We start from the raw sequence: 17,773 nt of genomic DNA on the forward strand, positions 1-17,773 counted from the left end.
TTCAGGATTTATGTCTGGATAAGATGTTTTCACCAAGCAACGCAAGGGCATCGTGCAGGGCCTGGTTTTCAACCCCAGCGACAGCCTCGCGCGCATCGTCTTTGATGTCCTGGCTAATGACCCGGGCCGGTTTTGCGCGGGGTTTTGGCTTGAACTGTACCTGCCCTTCGGCAAAGCCGGTGGCAGCTGTCTGTGTGATCCGCACTTTTGAAATGGCCGCATAACCATAGCAGGTGTTCACTTTCTCACGGATCTTTTCCGCCTGCATCTGCAGCAGCGGCGCATTTGCACCGGTGGTCAGAATTGTCAGGGTTGCCCCAACGCCCCCGCGCCCATATCCGATTTTCACCGGCAGGGCGGTTGCGGCGGTGTCTTCGCCAACAATTTCAGACCAATGCGTCAGCAGGCGCGAAACCGTAAAACCACGCCCTTCGCCCACCTTCCGGATCTGCTTTTCCAGCAGCGATCCGGTGCGGGTGAATTTACGCCCTTTCCGACGATACGGCGGCGTCTTTTTCTGCGTGTGTTTTTCCATTTCACCTGTATTGTATCCCGACCCGGGAGGGGCACCAGCGAAAAGACAGCCAGGGGCATAAAACTTGCGTGATATAGCCGATTTAAGTGCTGAGTTGCTGGAATGGTACGACGCGAATGCACGCGAAATGCCCTGGCGCACCGCACCCCATGCGCGAAAAAACGGCGTGATGCCAGACCCTTACCATATCTGGATGTCAGAAATCATGTTGCAGCAGACGACTGTTGCCGCCGTTAAGGAATATTTCCTGAAATTCACCCGTCTCTGGCCGACAGTACAGGATCTGGCCAATGCGGCGGATGAAGATGTCATGGCGGCCTGGGCCGGGCTTGGCTATTACGCCCGTGCGCGCAACCTTCTGAAATGCGCCCGCGTGGTGGTGGCGGATCATGGTGGCACTTTCCCAAATGATCATGCAGCCCTGCTGAAACTGCCCGGCATCGGGCCTTATACAGCGGCGGCCGTGTCTTCGATCGCCTTTGATCAGGCGCAGGCCGTTCTTGATGGCAATGTCGAACGGGTGATGTCGCGGCTGTATCGTGTCGACACGCCCCTGCCGGCGGCAAAGCCCGAACTGATGGATCTTGCCAGCGCCCTGACACCCGATCTGCGCCCCGGCGATTATGCCCAGGCCGTGATGGATCTGGGCGCAACCATCTGCACGCCAAAATCACCCGCCTGCGGGATCTGCCCCTGGATGAAACATTGCGACGGGCGCAAAGCTGGCGATCAGGCCGATTACCCAAAGAAAACACCGAAGAAACCCAAACCCACCCGTCACGGCATCGCCTATGTCGGACAGCGGGAAGACGGGGCTTTCCTTCTGGAACGCCGCCCGGAAAAAGGCCTGCTGGGCGGCATGCTGGGCTGGCCCGGTGCGGAATGGGGCGATGTCGCGCAGGAAGCCCCACCGGCTGACACCAACTGGACACCTCTGAATGAAGATGTGCGCCACACCTTCACGCATTTCCACCTGATCCTGCAAATCCGCGTGGCGCAACTGCCCATGGATTGCCCCGGCCTGTTCATCGCAAAACAGGACTTCAGCCCATCTGATCTGCCCACTGTGATGCGCAAGTGCTTTAACCTTGCGAAAACCTATATGTCACATTGATTGTCCGGGGCGTTTGCGTTTCTCTATCCCCGACCCGGGAGTTGTTACTATGTTATTCACGCCAAATGTAAGCCAGTTCACCAAAGCCCTGCCCTTCTGGATGAGCCTTCTGACCGTGCCGGTCGCCCTGCTGGGTGCCATTCACGGCGACTGGACAGTTTACCTGATGCCGCTCTTTGCATGGTACTTCTTTTCGATCCTCGATGCCTTCACCGGGCTGAACCTTGAAAACGCGGACCCTGAAACGGGTGAAGCCGATCTGTTCTGGTATCGCCTGATCACCATGATCTGGTTTCCGGTGCAATTCGTGACGGGCTTTTTCGTGCTCTGGTATGTGACACATACAGATCATCATTCCGTCTGGGAAATGATCGTACTGTTCTTTGGTATGGGGGTGATGTGTGGATCCGTCGGAATCGTGTATGCCCATGAATTGATGCACCAGAAGAACAGGCTTGAACGCACCCTTGGCGATCTTCTGCTGGCCATGGTTATGTACAGCCATTTCCGCAGTGAACATCTGCTGGTGCATCACCGCTATGTCGGCACGCCACGTGACACGGTAACCGCCCGCTATAACGAAGGGTTTCACAGGTTCTTCATGCGGGTTTTGTTTGAATCTGTGCGCTCTGCCTGGCAGGCAGAAGCCGCGATGCTGGAACGCAAGAACCTGCCGAAAGGCCACGCAAGCAACCCGTTTTACCGCTACTGGGCGATCCAGGGCGGCATGTTGTTACTGGCGGTTCTGCTGGGCGGTTTCTGGGGGCTTCTGCTGTTTCTCTGGCAGGCCTATATCGCGATCTGGCAGCTGGAGCTGACCAACTACGTTGAACACTATGGGCTGACACGGAAACATTTGGGTAACGGGAAATATGAACACGTCAAACCGCACCACAGCTGGAACGCTTCACATAAAGCGACCAACTGGCTGTTGATCAATCTGCAGCGTCATTCGGACCATCACTATAAACCGGATCGCCGCTTTCCGCTGCTTCAGAACTATGAAGAGGATCAGGCCCCACAACTACCTTACGGTTATCCGCTGATGGCGGTGGCTGCGATGATTCCGCCGGTCTGGCGCCGCATTATGAATCCGCGGGTCGGGGCCTGGCGCGAGAAATACTATCCGGAAATCAAAAGCTGGCTGGCCTATAAAAACGGCACAAACCCAATGCCACGCTGACATGAAAAAGGGCCCCGAAACGGAGCCCTTTAACGTAAATTCAGTAAGCGTAAAGCTTAGTGGCTGCTGTCGGAAGCAATCGCGATAACGGCTGCAACGCCGAGCAGAGCCAGAACAGTACCGCCGGAACCGAAGCTGCCGATGGAGCTTGCTGGATCTTCTTCAACAACAACGATAGTGTCGTCTGCTGGCAGAACTGGGTTACCTGCATAAGCAGCGGAAGTGGCCATAACTGCGGAGATCGCAGCAGCTGTGAAAATTTTGTTCATTGTTACTCTCCAGTGCACAATTGTGTGAAGCGGTTATTGCTGCGTCAAATTATAATGTCAAACACCGCAAAGGCGAAGCTTTTTCTTTCAGGCAAAATTATCACAACTTCACCGCAAAAAGATACCAAAACTACCCCTTAAGGCGAAACAGTTCGATGTACCCGCCCTCTGACCCTAACCACTGACGGCTACGTAGAATTTTCCCCGCATCATTGCGGAAATAGTGGTTTTCAACGCTTAAACCTTCAGACGTGCAGGTCTCAGTATATCGACGTGCTGAAAAAGACCGCTGTGCGATCACAAAGCGTTCAACATTATCCCGTCTCATGCGGCACGTAAGCGATACATCCCTGAACCCGGACAAAGGTGTCAAAAAGCGCATAGATTTCTGATATTGACCACCGCCGCCGGCAGCAAGGGCACGAATCGTTCCTGACATGTCGCTTGCAAACAAATCACCGCCAATACCACGCGTGGATACAACAACATCCGACCGGAAACTCAGGCCAATTCCTTCAGATGTATGATAAGTATCATACCCCCGTGCAGAAAATGCCAGCGTCATGCCAGACCAGACATCCCGCGTCAGAAGATGCCCTGCCAACGTCGGAGCAGACATCGCAGCGATCTGTTCCGGCCCAAAAGTTTGTTCGATATTGAACTCATTTACTTTTTCGGCACGTCCACCGCTGAACATATTACCGGCATTCTCAGCGATTGCAGGCAAAAGGCCGCGATCACTGCCGCCGCCACCGCCGCTGCATCCGCCAACGGTCATAATCACAAGAGCACCCAGAATCTGTATAGATTTTTTCATCGCAGGAAACGCCCCCAGCTTTCAGCTACTTCAGGATTATGATATTCACGCACCCTTTCGTACAAGCGCCCCTGCACATTCAGACGGGCACCCCCATCACGGTTAAACGGGCGTAGTGCGAAAGCAGATGTATCGCGCGTCGCCTGACCCGTCAGCGCCCCCAGAGGAATAGTAACCCGGATCCCTTTATCAAAGGAACCATCGCCAAACTCTTCATAGGAAGCATCTGTACGCGTCACAAATGCCCCTACGCGCCAGCCATTGGCAAATTCGCGATCAAGAGACAGTGTCGCGCCAATATCCCCTGCCAGATACCGGCCCACATCCAGTTGCGCGTGGTAGCCATTGTCAAAGCGGTAGTAGCCGGACAAAAACGCTGTTGTCGTGTCATAATCCTGGAAACCGAACTGCTGGTCATAGTCACGTTTCATAACGTGGTTGATCTCAGCACCAAACGCCAGGCGGCTGCCGACCGGCTTCCATAGAAGTTCCGTGGAAACGCCCCCAAACATGCTTTCCAGATAGCCGGCAGAGAAACGACCATAAAAGTTGCGTCCCGGACGGAAGACATAATCAAGTGTCAGACGTTCAATCGCAGGGCTGTTGTTTGCCGCGTACAGGCTGCGATCTGTCCGGACAACCGGCAGTGACGTGGTTTCAATATCGCCTTCATCATCACCATTGCCGATCACAAGCTGTGTCACAGAACCGTTCAGGGACAGGCCTGGCGCAATATCAACAGACCCGGACAGGCGCAAACCCACATCCGCCAGCAAGGGATTTTCAAGGCCGAAAAGCACCGCATTCACATAGGGGGTAATCCCCCAGTTCAGGCGCGGATAAAGCCCTTCGGCGATCACACCATCTTCAAGGCCAGTCGTGGCCGGATCATAAAAGTTCACGCGGGAATACAGGCTTTCGCCGCCATCCGGCGCATGTTCTGCCGCTTCCAGATCAGCCCGGTTAATTTCCAGCGCGGACAGTTCCATGCCCTGATCAACCGGAACCAGCCGGAACGTTGTGATCCGCTGCGGCATCAGATGCGTCATAATACGGGCAACTCGACCAAAAGCCTGGCTTTCCACCATATATCCCGGGTTCCTGAACCGCACGGTCGCGGTGCGGTCGCCAATATGCAGGGCTTCAAGTTCCAGTTCACTGGCTTCGAACACAGGTTTCGCAGCTTCAACGATCTGGCTGGTCACCTCAGAAGGCAGGCTTTGTTGCGCTGGCCAGCTCATGGCGGCGGCGCGTGCAGCCGGGTTAACAGGCAGAGGCGCGCTTTCATTCCCGGAACCCATCGCTGGGTTCTTAGGATTCAGCAGAACATTGAAACGCACCGCCGCTTCTGATCCGTAAAGGTAGAACAGACCCAGATCTACCGAAGGGCGGATCTGATAGGATGCACCAAAGTTCAGTGGTGACTTGCGTTCAATCAGCCCGCGCCCGACCTCTTCGATGTACCCGTCAGAGGAATATTCCGCCATCAGCCGCAAGCGATCCGTTGCCTGCCATTCCACGCCCCCGAACAAAGCAGCAGGTCCGTGGAACCAGCGATCAAAATTAAAGGTGCCGCCGGTGGGTTCAAAATCTGTGGGCCGGTCATCCAGACCAAGAGGGTTTGAGAAGGAATTGTAAGACCCAAGGCGTCCCCAACCGATCCCGCCGCTGACCCTCACCCGGTCGCCGAAATGCTTACTGGCGACAAGATATTCTGCGGAATTCAGCCCGGTTCCGACGAAATCCTGCAAACCAATCGTCAGAGACGGGCGCCAGTTGGTTTCATCCAACAGACGATACCGCAGATCAAAACTGCGGTCGTAATAAGTGTTCACACCGTTATTCGGCCAGTCCCGTGTGGCCGAATAACGGAAACTACCGCTCATCCGGTCAGAGATCTGAAAGGTCAGTGTGTTGCGGGAAATATTGCCAAAATGCGCTGTTGTCACAGACAGCTGGCCGTCTTCCAGGCTGGCCGATGATGGCATCTCGATGACGCCGGGCACCCCGGAGGTATTCAGAGTTGCAGGAAATCGCAGCTGTTCCGCAAGGGTTACAGATGGGACCATCGCGCCCAGGGCAAGAACCAGAATCCCTGTCGTTTTACCTGTCATCATTTCGCTGCCACCCGTGTCCGCACTCTAATTTTTTCATCTTCTCTCAGAACTGCGGCAGATCTGACAAGCCGGGAAATAATTCCACCTGACACTGGTGCAATTTCAGCACCTTCACCACGGGCCTTATCCGGTTTCGCTTTGCGTCGTTGCAGGCTTGTTTTGATCAGAAACCACCTGCATCAGCGCGGAAACCGCAGCATCTGCCTCACCCGCATCTACATGCTGACGCAAAGTTTTCATAGCGGCCGCAATTTCGATTTCCGACAGGGCATCTTCGCGCACACGGAAGATCTTTTCATCGCGGGTGATGATATCGCCTTCTGAGATAACCAGTTCTTCGTGCATTTTCTCGCCCGGACGCAGCCCCGTCACGTGAATTTCGATGTCGCCTTCAGGGTTCGCCTGATCACGTACAGTACAGCCGGCACTTTCAATCATCTGACGCGCCAGATCGCTTACAAGAACGGGTTCGCCCATATCCAGCACAAAGACTTCACCACCCCGGGCAAAACCGCCCGCACGCAGAACCAGCTGTGCCGCTTCCTGAACCGTCATGAAGTAGCGCGTGACATTTTCATCGGTCAGCATCACAGGACCACCACTGGCGATCTGTTCGCGGAAAATCGGCACCACAGAACCAGAGCTGCCCAGAACATTGCCAAAGCGCACAATAGAAAAGACAGTTTCACTGCTGCGCGCGGCCTGGTCCAGAATCAGAAGCTCTGCAAAACGCTTCGTCGCCCCCATAACAGAGGCCGGGCGCACTGCCTTATCCGTAGAGACCTGCACAAACCGGCGCACCCCCGCATCAACGGCAGCTTTGATCAGTACTTTCGTGCCAAACACGTTGTTGTGAATGCCTGCCAGGGGGTTTTGTTCAACCAGTGTGACATGTTTATAGGCCGCAGCGTGCAACACAACATCAACGCTGAAACGCTCAAAAACAGACGCCACGAAACCCTGATCGGTTATAGACCCCAGCACAGGCACAATTTCTGCACCAATGACTTCAGCCATCGCCAGAAGTTCGCGTTCAATCCGGAACAGTGAGAATTCACAATTGTCCAGAACAATCAGACGATCAGGCCGATAGGCCAGCACCTGACGGCAAAGTTCTGACCCAATGGATCCCCCCCCGCCTGAGACAAGAATTGTCCGGCTGCTATATTCCGCAGCTTCCGCAGCAAGGGCCCGCATATGTTGTTCCCGCCCAAGCCAGGCAGAGGTCGGAAAACTGACAAGCTTATCTGCGACACCCCGACTGTCGATCAGCTGCATGAAAGTCGGCAGGGATTTGACTTCAACCCCCTCCTTTTCGATGCGCTGCGCAATCGCATTTCTGCGCGTATAAGATGCGGAAGGAACCGCCAGAAGAACCTCATCGACCCGAAAGGCGGCACAGATCCGGGTTGTATCCTGACCGCGCCAGACAGGCAGGCCGGTGTGTGACATACCCTGCAAAGACATATCGTCGTCAAAAAAACCGACAACCGTTACATCGCGATCCTGCCGCAAAGCAACCGCCAGCTGGGATCCGGTCTTGCCCGCACCGTAAATCGCAATACGGCGCCCGGAAGGCGCTGCGTTATAGATTCTGACAAGAACGGCGATCATCGCAAGACGGCTGATCACATTCAGAAGGAAAAACGAAAGAGCAAAAATAAAATGAAAACCAAGAGCCAGATTAAGCTGCAGAACGCCAGCAAGCACCGCACTTGCACACCCAATACCAATAGAAAGGGTTGCCGATTTCCCAACTGCTGCGCCTTCAAAAGATCCAAGCCGCACATGCGCTGCCCCGCTCAGGGCTGAAACTGCGGCCGCAGCGACCGCCAGAGGCGGCAACAACCATAAAACTTCTGCCAGCATTTTTCCAGGCAGAACAGAATTCGCCTGCAAAACCAGACTCAAATAGAGAGCCGGCATCACCAGAAGCACATCTACAATTGTCAGAATGGCACGTTTTTGCCCTCGGGTAAGTGCGGTCACGACCGGTAATACAGAGTTCATCTTCTCGAACACCTCAAAAAATCCGGCAACCAGGCCGGCCCACACACCCTGTCCGTTCTCTGGGTTCTGGTCAGAGAAAAGACACCACATTCTGCTTATAGTCCGGCACTTAACAAAATGCCAACGGGCAGAAGATTTCTTATTTCAACCGTTACTTAACGAACACGCGTTTCACGGTGTCAGCGATCAACACGCAATCAAAACAGATGCTCTGGTGCCGTTGGTAAATCAGATCAAGGCCTGCCTTACGTGGCACACAACGTTCAGAATAGACACGATCTGTTTCCGCCCTGCTCTGACATTCCGCCAGAACCCGGGCTTCAAACTGGTGCATATGTAATGTCGCAAGCCCGGTCACCCCTGGGCGGCTTCGCAAAACGGCACGATACAGATCCGGAAACCGTTCAACATACTGACGCAGGGGCGGACGCGGGCCAACAAAGCTCATGTCACCTTTCAGAATATTGATCAGCTGCGGCAATTCATCCAGCCGATACCGCCGCAGACGCGCACCCAATGGGGTTATGCGTGCATCTTTATCCCCACCTGATACCCCGGTGTCACTTTCCACAACCGTCATCGTACGGAATTTCCACAGCAGAAAGCCCTGATCCACAGTTTTCATACGTTCCGAAAAATAGAAAACCGGCCCGCCTCCCTGGATCAGCATGACAATACAGACCCCGAGAATAACAGGCGCAAGAAACAACAGCAGCCAGACAGAGAATACAATATCAAACGCCCTCTTAATAACTGTCATGTCACATTCCCTTCCACTGCCGCCTGCAGACGTTTCCATTCTGCGATCATCTGATCAGGATGTGCCGCGTTTTCCGGCATCGTCACCAGGCCCTCAATCCGTTTTGTGTCCAGAACAACACGCGGAATGGCCTGTTCCGGCGCCGGTCGGGGCTGAAAACTGAACCCGCCAGCCTGCACCAGTGCGTCCATTGAAACAGTCCCGGGTGCAGAAACATTTAAGATTTGCGGCAAAGCATCACCGGCCAGGGCCCGGTCAAACAGTTGCGTCAGTATAGAGGTCAGGGTGATCGGCCCCATATAGCTGCGCTCAGGGAAGCCACCGCCTGCGAACTGATCCAGACCAATCGTGGTGCCCTTTGTGGCCCCTCCTATCAGCTGATCAGCACCGACAATATTACCAATACGCAGAATGACGGATCTGATCGGGCTTTGCGCCCGCAATATATCCTCTTCCATACGCTGCTTCGAAACACCGTAGTCAGAGACCGGCGTCAGAGCTTCCTCTTCTCTGTGTGCAACGTCTGATACGCCGTAAACAGCAGCGGATGAAACAAAGAACACATGACGGATGCCAACCTGTTCAGCGGCGGCCAGTGTCTTATTTGCCAGCACACTGTTGATGCTCATCGATCCGCCGGTGGCAGGTGTCACACCCGCCAGCGCAAAAACCACATCCCGCCCCTTCATCGCATTTGCAAGGGCATCAACGCCATCATCTGCCAGTGGATCAAGACAGATCCCGCCCGGCAATGGCGTACGGCTTTGCCAGATCACGCGGTGTTCACCGGCGATCTCAAACCCGGCCCGCAACATTTGCCCCACACGGCCAGAACCGCCCAGCGCCAGGATCTTTTTTTCCAAAGCCATCACCATATCACCTTATATATCTGCCAGATCATAAACCAAAAAGGCCCCGCTACAACAGGCAGCGGGGCAGGTATGTGCCGCGATCAATGTCGCAGGCACAGGCGGTAACCAGTTATTCTGTATTTACGCCTGCAGGGAAAAAGGCCCTGCAGGCGATTTCTGTGAACCTCAGTTCATCTCTGCACGGATCTGCTGACGCAGCAGATCAATTGGCACGGTTTTACCGTCTTTCTTATAGCACCAGTAGGTCCAGCCATTACAGCTTGGCGCGCCTTCCAGCTGCGCCCCCACCTGGTGAATAGAACCACTTACATCCGGGCCACCCACCAGGGTGCCGTCTGCACGCACTTTCGCCTTATGGCGCATGTTCATGGAATACAGCTCTTCACCCGGCAGCAGCATGCCACGTTCCACCAGCTGGCCAAACGGCACGCGTGGCTGGGCACGTTTGGACGCGGAAACCATCAGGCTTTCTTTGTCAAACTTACGCACTTTGGACAGACGTTTCGCAGCAACCTTACGGTAAGCTTCTTCGCGCTCAATACCGATAAAATCCCGGCCCAGCTTTTTCGCCACAGCACCGGTGGTGCCAGTGCCAAAGAACGGATCAAGCACAACGTCACCCGGGTTGGTCGCGCCAACCAGAACACGGTGCAGCAGGCTTTCCGGCTTCTGTGTCGGATGGGCTTTCTCGCCCGCTTCATTCTTCAGACGCTCACCACCGTTACAGATCGGCAGCACCCAGTCAGACCGCATCTGCGTGCCTTCATTCAGGGCTTTCAGCGCTTCATAGTTAAAGGTGCATTTGGAATCTTCGTTCTTACCAGCCCAGATCATTGTCTCATGGGCGTTGGTCAGACGTTTGCCGCGGAAGTTCGGCATTGGGTTGGATTTGCGCCAGACCACATCGTTCAGGATCCAGAACCCCTGGTTCTGCAGTTCAGAACCCACGCGGAAGATGTTGTGATAAGACCCGATCACCCAGATCGCACCATTTGGCTTCAGCACACGACGCGCGGCCGCCAGCCAGTCCTTGGTGAATTTGTCATAGGCCGCAAAGCTGGAAAACTGATCCCATTCATCGTCAACCGCATCCACTTTGGAATTATCGGGACGGTGAAGGTCACCCTTCAGCTGCAGGTTATAGGGGGGGTCGGCGAAAATCAGATCAACAGAACCTTCAGGAAGGCTGTTCATGATCTCAATGCAATCGCCCGCAAGTATTTCGTTCAGCGGCAATTCGACAGCCGCTTTTCTACTGGTTTTCTTCATATCTGCCTCAATATCCGGGTGTCTTTGGCGCACCTCGTGATTACCGACAAGCATGAGTCATCCAGGATTCCGCGTCAAATAATTTATTGCAACCTGGGGATAAGTTTTATTCTTGATACAAGATATTGTGTACTGGCTTGAAGGAACGCCGATGATGTGGTGTCACGCCGATGTCTTTCAGCGCCTCCTGGTGCATTTTTGTCGGATAGCCTGCGTTCTTCTCCCAGCCATAACCCGGGTATTCCTCCGCCAGATCCGCCATCAGATCATCCCGCAGGGTCTTTGCAATGATCGACGCCGCCGCGATGGATTGCGATTTCGCATCGCCCTTCACCACAGCCGAACAAGGCAGACCAACGCCGCGCGGTATCATATTGCCGTCAATCAACAAATAGTCCGGCTGGGGGTCCAGAGCCTCGACCGCGCGCAGCATCGCAATATGAGACGCCCGCAGGATATTATGTTCGTCAATCTCATCAACAGAGGCCTCACCCACACCAATCCAGGCGCTGCTTTCAATCTGTTCCACCAGGGCGCGGCGCTTCTTTTCAGACAGTTTCTTTGAATCGTTCAGCCCCTCAGGCACGTTTTCAATGTCCAACACCACAGCCGCTGCCATCACAGGCCCCGCCAATGGCCCCCGCCCGACTTCATCCACCCCCGCAATACGCAGGAACCCCTTTTCACGGGCGGCGGTTTCATAGCTCAGGTCGGGGGCGGGTTTTGCGGTTTTTTCAGTCATAGCTTTACAAACGCGATTCAGGCCTGGGGCACAATGCCTATTGTCCTCGTTCAATGGATGTTTCCCCCCTAATCCCTGTGATTGTAAACAGCAGCAATCTGCACCACACAATCTGGACTAGTGCACCGCTGAAAAACGCACCGAATTTCGCACCCAGGTTGCAGTTATGCCCCTTATTTATAACAATATATTGCCACATGACGGGCGGCTACCGAAGGCACTGCCACAGTATATTTAGTAAGTTTCTGGGGGGGGTAACTATGGCGAATACACACGACGTAAATTTCATCACATTTGATCAACTCACCGCGACAGGGAATATAGCACACTCGGGCTCAAATTTCATGTGGGCAGGTAACGGCTTCTTGCCTCCCGGTGGGTCTGTACCTGTTAGTGGAGGGGGCTAGACCCAGGGCACCCTGACATTTCACAGCCATAATTTCTCAACCTTATCCATTCGGGACAACGGCCCGCCAAATTCATCCACCGCTTCTACGACGTCAACCCCGAACACAGATCAGTTCCTTGACGATGACGGCAACGCCAGCCTGCAAACCGTAACCAACTCTCTCAGCCTCACAGGGGTCTTCGACAACGGTGGCGGTGCGGTCAACTTCACGACCCAGCCAGGTTGGTACATTGAAAATGAAAGCCAGTTCGTCCTGAAAGATCCGGTAACCGGAAAAGAATATCTGATTTCGACACCTGCGGTTAATCCTGTCTTGACGAACCTGAACCAGCACTACCTTGTCGGCGTTTCTTTTTTTTGAGGTGAAGTATTTCCATCTTGTGTTTGAAAACCACGAAATCATCTATGCGGAAGGGGCCGAAACGGAAAGCCTGCTGCTCAGCCCTTCAGTCCTGCTAAATCAGACCCCGGAGGGGCGCCAGGAGATTCAGGATCTTTTCGGCGATCAGATCGGCCAGCCTGGCGAAAGCATGCCAGCAGCCGCGTTTATCCCGAAAACCTATGAACAGCGGATGATCATCCGCCAACTCGCCGCATAGATCAACGGCTGGGGCCTTATCGTAAAACAACCGGACGGCGCATCAGTCACGATGCCCCGCCCCTTTTCTTATTCAGCGACTGACAACGGTATAGCCGTCATTCAGCAGGCAGCGTTCCGGGAAATAGGTCACACGGTTGCCCCGGCGATTGCGACCGCGACGCGCGCAATGTTCCGGCGGTGTCACCTGGGCTGCATGATTGTTCAGGCAGCGTTCGCCAAAGCCATATTCCGCCCGACGACCGCTGTTGAACCGGCGCAGGCATTGTTCTGGCAGGCGTTTGCGCGCGGCTTCCCGGCGGGCATCGCGTCGGTCATTGCGGTTATCAATGGCCACGGCAATGCCACCGATAACAGCCAGGCCAATCAGGGCCTTTGTCAGATCGTCATTCCCGGCACGGGCCTGGGATGCGAAGCCGGTAACGGCAAGTGCGGCGCCAAGGGCCAGGGCGGTGAAACTGCGAAACATGATGTGTACCTCTTCGTGGTGCGTCGGTTTGTGAAACCAATCTGGGCGCCCTCATGTCAGACAAACAATATCGGGCAGATGTTATCAGATACGACCCTTTGTTTTTATGGGTTTGCGGGGTGGCCGGGTCAGACCCACCCCGTTCTGTGCGGCTTACTTCCAGGTGGTGTAACCAATCCGAAGGCTGGCCGGGCTTCCGGCGGCATAATCATTCATACGGAACTGGCTGACGCGGCCCTCACTGGTTTTGACGCAGATGTAAGATCCAACCGGGATCGCCCGCACAGGCACGCTGTCGTAAGAGAAAGCCGCATTGGAACAGCCCAGGAAACCGCGATTGGTCCGGTCCCCCACCGCAATGGAAGCCCCGTTCAGCGGCGTCATAAATTTGCGGGTGCTGGTTTCCGCCTGGAACCAGAGATCGCCTCTGCTGTCAGATGCCAGGCCACCTTCGTCGAGGTCCGCAACCCAGGTCTGCGGAATATCAATGCCACCGGTGGAATAGGTTACAGGTGTCACAGGAACCAGGGTCGCGATATCCACAGGCGGGATATAGATCGGCGGAACTCCCACCACGCCTTCCTCCGCGGGAACAGGTTCTGGTGCAGCTTCGGCCTCGTCATCGTCGTCCATTGCATTGGCGATACCGGCAATCACGGCACCCACCAGCAGGGCTTTCAGGACATCTTCTTCATCCGCTTTCACAGGGGCGGTTGTGGCCGCTGTCAGTGCCAGAGAAGAAGCAACGAAAGATGTGATAAATTTGCGTGTCATAATGTTTTCCTTTGATGTTCGGGTGAAGCGCCCCCAGGATGCCGCACCGGATGAAGGTGATGGGAAAACATTGCCTGTTGGGGGAAAGCCGCTCAATAACAGCGGAAAGTTATCGGTTTACATTTATGATTTCAGCCACTTAACAGGATTCACCCGAAAGCCACAGTTTCAGACTGTCTGAAACTCTGCCTTTGCAAAATCCCCCGGGATCGGGTCTGATATTGAATAACGGCCCCAAAACACACATTGATCAGGATATGATGAAAACACTGACACTCACCCTTGCGCTGCTCAGCGCCACGCCTGCCACTGCGGGATGCTTTGCCGACTATAAGGCCAAGCAAGAAGACCCGCTGCGCCTGCATTATGGCGTGATTGAACTGCCTGCGGATGCCTGCAACGCCAATGCAGCGCAATCCATCATCTCTGGTCGGATTGGCCGGGACGGCTGGCAGTTGCTGAATGTGATCTCTGTCTTTGATGACAGCGGACTGGGTTCCCGTCAGTCAGAAGCCGCAGAATTCTATCTGCGTTACTGATCCTTTCAGCACGACAAAAGAAAACGCCCGTCAGGTTCCCCCGGCGGGCGTCTTTATGTTCGTGAGGCGGGATCAGTTCCAGGTGGTATAGCCCAGCACCAGAGAATAGGGCGAACCACGGCGGATCTCGTTCACACGGAATTCCGAAATCCGCCCCTCGCTGGTACGCACACAAATCCAGGATCCGACATTCACGCGGCTCATCGGCAGGCGGTTGCTGCTGTACCCCGCAGAAGCACATCCGTCTTTGCCACGACCGCGGTTACGGGCGTTTGAAATCTGCGCCCCATTGCGCGGTGTCATATAGCGTTCCGACGCTGTCACTGCCTGCAGCCAGACATCGCCCCGGGCTGTGTCCAGACGTCCACTGTCCAGATCAATCACATAAGTGCCCGGCACCTCCACACCGCCTGTCGAATGCACCGGAGGCGTAGCCCGGACAACGGCGCGCCCCTGGCAGGCAAAACCGCGGTTGTTCGCGGTGCAATCTTCGCCTTCCGGTTCATAACGCTGAATGGTCCCGGCCGCGCCATATTCACAGATCAGCGCATTCTGCCCGCCAATCCGCCCGACACGCGTGCCGCTTAACCGTTCCCCAATCGGGGTGGTCCACCAGTCAGACGGCAGCCGGTCCGTAATCGTCCGGTTCGCCCATTCCAGCGGGCAATCCATCGTATAGGCCTGGGCCCTCACAGGTTCCGCCGCCAGCACTGTCAAACCGGCCACAGTCGCCATGCCCAGAACCATTGCTTTCAGCGTGGTAAGTTTCCCAAAATGTAATCTCAACTTTGTCATCTCAATTTCCTCTGCTAAATAGTGCGGATTATCCGCAAGTCCGGGATCAGAAAAATACATGCCCGGCGACCGCTCAATATCACTCTGATGTTATCATATATCAGGCCCGTTTTAAACATTTGTCCGCCGATGCCCCTTTGGCGAGACTTGATTTCCCCGGTGCTTCGCCGGACAATATCCGTCAGGAGGGCAGTTCATGCCAAAATCAGAAAAAATCGCCAAACTGCCCGTTTCCGGCACTCAGGTCGTCACCATTGGAATCAGCCTGATTGTGCTGATCCTTCTGATTGTTGCGGTGGTTCTGTTCTATAACCTGCCCGACGCCAACGCCTTCAACGCGCGTGTGGAACGGATCTTTGTGGAAAACACATCCCTGACCGATCCCGGCGATATCCGCTTTCTCGAAGTCCTTGCGCAATCCGGCACCGCCTTCCAGGAAACTCTGGGATCTTACCGCAGCGCCATCTTTGTGCTGCTCGTCTTCGCCACCGCCATGATGATCGCCGCCCTTGTGTTCCTCGTCACCATCGTCGCCCTGAACCGCCGCCTCTCTGCGGTGGAACGTGCCGGCATTCAGGTGTCATCCCTGATGATTTCCCGCGAAGAAAACACGGTTTATCTGAACAATATGGAATTCAAACTGACCGAGGCCGCGCTTGAAACCATCTCCGTCCTGGCCGAAGCCCGCATGGATGACGAAGTTCTGTCCGGCGCCGAAATCGAAGGCATGATTTCAGGCCGGTCCCCATCCGACTGTGAAGAAGCCGCCGGTGCCACCCGCATCAAACGCCTGCGCGACACGCTGGGTAATCAGATGGTCAGCGACCTGCTGGTCAAAAACATCGCCCGCCGTGGCTATATGCTGGCCATCGAAAAAGACGTGATCCGGATGGTGTAACCCCCTCTCGACGCCCTGCCAAAAACCTGAGGAACCCGATGCGCATTCTAAATGTATACCCGCCTGCTATTGTGATCACACTTTGTACAGTGAACTCATCTCCAGCAGCGTGCTATGATGTCGCGTCACCCTCCTTCCCCCTTTCAATTGTTGAAATATGTCACGACACAGGGTGCTCCCAAGCCGTGTTGCAGCGAACATGTGGCAATATTCATTACTCCTCTGAAGAATATGATTCTGACGGCAATACATGGCTTTTCAGGGTCAAAACTAATGAAACACAACAAGAGTTCTCAATTGAGATCCCAACTTCTACTTCAGTTGCTCCAATGTACGCACGGCAAATATCTTGCACAGCAATAAGTGCCCCCACAGCGTGTCGCTTCATCAATAGCGTTCTTGTAGGCATCAATTGATCTTGTAACTCACTAGAGCCAGCTCTCATTTCTCAGCCACATAATTCAAACCATAGATTTCCGTGCTGACAGGCGCTAACAATGGTTTAACAGTTACAAAAGGCCTGCGTACCCAATGACCTCCACACCTTCGGAACCGCCCAGACGCCCCCTGACTTTGCGTGATGTATCTGAGGCCTCCGGGGTCAGTGAAATGACGGTGTCCCGCGTGCTGCGCAATCGCGGCGATGTATCGGAACGCACCCGTGAAAAAGTCCGCGCTGCCGCCAAAGAACTGGGCTACGTGCCCAATAAGATCGCCGGGGCGCTTGCCTCGCAGCGCGTGAATCTTGTCGCCGTGATCATCCCGTCCATGTCCAATATGGTCTTCCCCGACGTCATGACCGGCATTACCGAAGTGCTGGATGGCAGCGGGCTGCAACCTGTTATCGGCATCACCGGCTATCGGCCGGAAAAGGAAGAACAGGTTCTGTATGAAATGCTGTCCTGGCGGCCTTCCGGCGTGATCATTGCCGGTCTGGAACATACGGATGCGTCCCGCGCCATGATGCAGAACGCTGACATTCCCGTGGTCGAAATCATGGATGTGGATGGCAAGCCGATTGATTCCATGGTCGGCATTTCCCACCGTCGCGCAGGCCGTGAAATGGCCAAGGCGATCATCAAAGCGGGTTACGAAAACATCGGCTTCCTTGGCACGAAAATGCCGCTGGATCACCGAGCGCGCAAACGGTTCGAAGGTTTCACAGAAGCGCTCGCCAAAGCGGGCCTGGAAATCCAGGATAAGGAATTCTACTCCGGTGGTTCGGCCCTAGCCAAAGGCCGCGAGATGACCGAAGCCATTCTGAAACGTTCCCCCGAACTGGATTTCCTCTACTATTCAAACGACATGATCGGCGCGGGCGGGCTTCTGCATTGCCTCAGCAAGGGCATCGACGTGCCCGGCCAGATCGGTCTTGCCGGGTTCAACGGCGTGGAACTGCTGCAGGGTCTGCCCGTACAGCTGGCCACCATGGACGCGGGACGTTCTGAAATCGGGCGCAAAGCTGCGGAAATCATCATTCGCCGCAATACGCCGGATCAGGATCACGCCCCGGAACGCCTGGAAATCTCCCCGGTTATTCAGTTTGGCGAAACACTGAAGCGCCGACGGAAATAAAGCACCGCAAATAAGACACTAATTCAGG

Annotated in this window: 18 protein-coding genes; 6 read left to right on the forward strand and 12 right to left on the reverse strand. The window is 54.9% G+C overall.

Going from position 1 to position 17,773, the window contains the following annotated elements; translation table 11 throughout:
• Position 1 precedes the first annotated feature (1 nt).
• The gene (locus H1D41_RS14070; protein ID WP_228849514.1) at positions 2-535 is read right to left on the reverse strand and encodes a DUF721 domain-containing protein; all 534 of its coding nucleotides are present in this window, start codon (positions 533-535) and stop codon (positions 2-4) included.
• Positions 536-599: 64 nt separating this feature from the next.
• On the opposite strand from H1D41_RS14070, the gene mutY reads away from it, so the two are divergent.
• A complete protein-coding gene (mutY, locus tag H1D41_RS14075; RefSeq protein WP_228849515.1) occupies positions 600-1,649 on the forward strand; it encodes an A/G-specific adenine glycosylase in 1,050 nt (349 codons plus the stop codon).
• Positions 1,650-1,698: 49 nt separating this feature from the next.
• Positions 1,699-2,832 carry an alkane 1-monooxygenase gene (locus H1D41_RS14080; RefSeq protein WP_228849516.1) on the forward strand — a complete coding sequence of 378 codons (1,134 nt, stop codon included), beginning with the start codon at positions 1,699-1,701 and terminating at the stop codon, positions 2,830-2,832.
• A gap of 56 nt (positions 2,833-2,888) precedes the next feature.
• On the opposite strand, the gene H1D41_RS14085 is transcribed toward H1D41_RS14080, so the two are convergent.
• From H1D41_RS14085 to H1D41_RS14120, 8 genes are all read right to left on the reverse strand, one after another.
• The gene (locus tag H1D41_RS14085; RefSeq protein ID WP_107498366.1) at positions 2,889-3,101 is read right to left on the reverse strand and encodes a hypothetical protein; all 213 of its coding nucleotides are present in this window, start codon (positions 3,099-3,101) and stop codon (positions 2,889-2,891) included.
• Between the two features lie 130 nt (positions 3,102-3,231).
• On the reverse strand, positions 3,232-3,918 hold the full coding sequence (locus H1D41_RS14090) for a YjbF family lipoprotein (protein ID WP_228849517.1): 687 nt from the start codon (positions 3,916-3,918) through the stop codon (positions 3,232-3,234).
• Complete coding sequence (locus H1D41_RS14095; protein ID WP_228849518.1) at positions 3,915-6,035, reverse strand: YjbH domain-containing protein; 2,121 nt, start codon at positions 6,033-6,035, stop codon at positions 3,915-3,917. The genes H1D41_RS14090 and H1D41_RS14095 overlap by 4 nt, the downstream gene beginning before the upstream one ends.
• Before the next feature lie 123 nt (positions 6,036-6,158).
• Positions 6,159-8,045: a polysaccharide biosynthesis protein gene (locus H1D41_RS14100; RefSeq protein ID WP_228849519.1), complete on the reverse strand. Its 1,887-nt coding sequence runs from the start codon at positions 8,043-8,045 to the stop codon at positions 6,159-6,161.
• 151 nt (positions 8,046-8,196) lie between these two features.
• On the reverse strand, positions 8,197-8,805 hold the full coding sequence (locus tag H1D41_RS14105) for a sugar transferase (protein ID WP_228849520.1): 609 nt from the start codon (positions 8,803-8,805) through the stop codon (positions 8,197-8,199).
• Positions 8,802-9,674 (reverse strand): NAD-dependent epimerase/dehydratase family protein, encoded by an 873-nt coding sequence (locus tag H1D41_RS14110; protein ID WP_228849521.1) that lies wholly within the window; start codon positions 9,672-9,674, stop codon positions 8,802-8,804. The genes H1D41_RS14105 and H1D41_RS14110 overlap by 4 nt, the downstream gene beginning before the upstream one ends.
• Positions 9,675-9,842: 168 nt before the next feature.
• Positions 9,843-10,946: a site-specific DNA-methyltransferase gene (locus H1D41_RS14115; protein ID WP_228849577.1), complete on the reverse strand. Its 1,104-nt coding sequence runs from the start codon at positions 10,944-10,946 to the stop codon at positions 9,843-9,845.
• A 106-nt stretch (positions 10,947-11,052) separates the two neighbouring features.
• Positions 11,053-11,709 carry a ribonuclease HII gene (locus tag H1D41_RS14120; RefSeq protein WP_267473702.1) on the reverse strand — a complete coding sequence of 219 codons (657 nt, stop codon included), beginning with the start codon at positions 11,707-11,709 and terminating at the stop codon, positions 11,053-11,055.
• Positions 11,710-12,435: 726 nt separating this feature from the next.
• Between H1D41_RS14120 and H1D41_RS14125 the strand changes: the two genes are divergently transcribed.
• A complete protein-coding gene (locus H1D41_RS14125; protein ID WP_228849523.1) occupies positions 12,436-12,696 on the forward strand; it encodes a Hint domain-containing protein in 261 nt (86 codons plus the stop codon).
• Between the two features lie 72 nt (positions 12,697-12,768).
• Here the strand turns inward: H1D41_RS14125 and H1D41_RS14130 are convergent, their stop codons facing one another.
• Both H1D41_RS14130 and H1D41_RS14135 read right to left on the reverse strand, forming a co-directional pair.
• Positions 12,769-13,164, reverse strand: a complete 396-nt coding sequence (locus tag H1D41_RS14130) for a hypothetical protein (protein ID WP_107498356.1) — start codon at positions 13,162-13,164, stop codon at positions 12,769-12,771.
• Positions 13,165-13,317: 153 nt separating this feature from the next.
• Complete coding sequence (locus H1D41_RS14135; RefSeq protein ID WP_228849524.1) at positions 13,318-13,938, reverse strand: hypothetical protein; 621 nt, start codon at positions 13,936-13,938, stop codon at positions 13,318-13,320.
• A gap of 257 nt (positions 13,939-14,195) precedes the next feature.
• Between H1D41_RS14135 and H1D41_RS14140 the strand changes: the two genes are divergently transcribed.
• Entirely contained in the window at positions 14,196-14,477 is a 282-nt protein-coding gene (locus H1D41_RS14140; RefSeq protein ID WP_324250285.1) for a hypothetical protein, read from the forward strand.
• 72 nt (positions 14,478-14,549) lie between these two features.
• Here H1D41_RS14140 and H1D41_RS14145 read toward each other — a convergent pair whose 3' ends face one another.
• Positions 14,550-15,272 (reverse strand): hypothetical protein, encoded by a 723-nt coding sequence (locus tag H1D41_RS14145; protein WP_228849525.1) that lies wholly within the window; start codon positions 15,270-15,272, stop codon positions 14,550-14,552.
• A 196-nt stretch (positions 15,273-15,468) separates the two neighbouring features.
• Here H1D41_RS14145 and H1D41_RS14150 point away from each other — a divergent pair, with 196 nt between their 5' ends.
• Positions 15,469-16,170: a winged helix-turn-helix domain-containing protein gene (locus tag H1D41_RS14150; RefSeq protein ID WP_107498352.1), complete on the forward strand. Its 702-nt coding sequence runs from the start codon at positions 15,469-15,471 to the stop codon at positions 16,168-16,170.
• 531 nt (positions 16,171-16,701) lie between these two features.
• Positions 16,702-17,745, forward strand: a complete 1,044-nt coding sequence (locus H1D41_RS14155; RefSeq protein ID WP_228849526.1) for a LacI family DNA-binding transcriptional regulator — start codon at positions 16,702-16,704, stop codon at positions 17,743-17,745.
• The last annotated feature ends 28 nt before the right edge of the window (positions 17,746-17,773 follow it).

It is taken from the genome of Halocynthiibacter styelae (assembly GCF_016123485.1).
Lineage (GTDB): Bacteria > Pseudomonadota > Alphaproteobacteria > Rhodobacterales > Rhodobacteraceae > Halocynthiibacter > Halocynthiibacter styelae.

Coding starts and splice junctions, on each gene's coding strand:
- H1D41_RS14130 (WP_107498356.1), bottom strand. CDS start 13,164: ATGTTTCGCAGTTTCACCGCCCTGGCCCTTGGCGCCGCACTTGCCGTT.
- H1D41_RS14145 (WP_228849525.1), bottom strand. CDS start 15,272: ATGACAAAGTTGAGATTACATTTTGGGAAACTTACCACGCTGAAAGCA.
- H1D41_RS14100 (WP_228849519.1), bottom strand. CDS start 8,045: ATGAACTCTGTATTACCGGTCGTGACCGCACTTACCCGAGGGCAAAAA.
- H1D41_RS14110 (WP_228849521.1), bottom strand. CDS start 9,674: ATGGCTTTGGAAAAAAAGATCCTGGCGCTGGGCGGTTCTGGCCGTGTG.
- H1D41_RS14115 (WP_228849577.1), bottom strand. CDS start 10,946: ATGAAGAAAACCAGTAGAAAAGCGGCTGTCGAATTGCCGCTGAACGAA.
- H1D41_RS14080 (WP_228849516.1), top strand. CDS start 1,699: ATGTTATTCACGCCAAATGTAAGCCAGTTCACCAAAGCCCTGCCCTTC.
- H1D41_RS14070 (WP_228849514.1), bottom strand. CDS start 535: ATGGAAAAACACACGCAGAAAAAGACGCCGCCGTATCGTCGGAAAGGG.
- H1D41_RS14135 (WP_228849524.1), bottom strand. CDS start 13,938: ATGACACGCAAATTTATCACATCTTTCGTTGCTTCTTCTCTGGCACTG.
- H1D41_RS14105 (WP_228849520.1), bottom strand. CDS start 8,805: ATGACAGTTATTAAGAGGGCGTTTGATATTGTATTCTCTGTCTGGCTG.
- H1D41_RS14090 (WP_228849517.1), bottom strand. CDS start 3,918: ATGAAAAAATCTATACAGATTCTGGGTGCTCTTGTGATTATGACCGTT.
- H1D41_RS14095 (WP_228849518.1), bottom strand. CDS start 6,035: ATGATGACAGGTAAAACGACAGGGATTCTGGTTCTTGCCCTGGGCGCG.
- H1D41_RS14155 (WP_228849526.1), top strand. CDS start 16,702: ATGACCTCCACACCTTCGGAACCGCCCAGACGCCCCCTGACTTTGCGT.
- H1D41_RS14140 (WP_324250285.1), top strand. CDS start 14,196: ATGATGAAAACACTGACACTCACCCTTGCGCTGCTCAGCGCCACGCCT.
- H1D41_RS14150 (WP_107498352.1), top strand. CDS start 15,469: ATGCCAAAATCAGAAAAAATCGCCAAACTGCCCGTTTCCGGCACTCAG.
- H1D41_RS14085 (WP_107498366.1), bottom strand. CDS start 3,101: ATGAACAAAATTTTCACAGCTGCTGCGATCTCCGCAGTTATGGCCACT.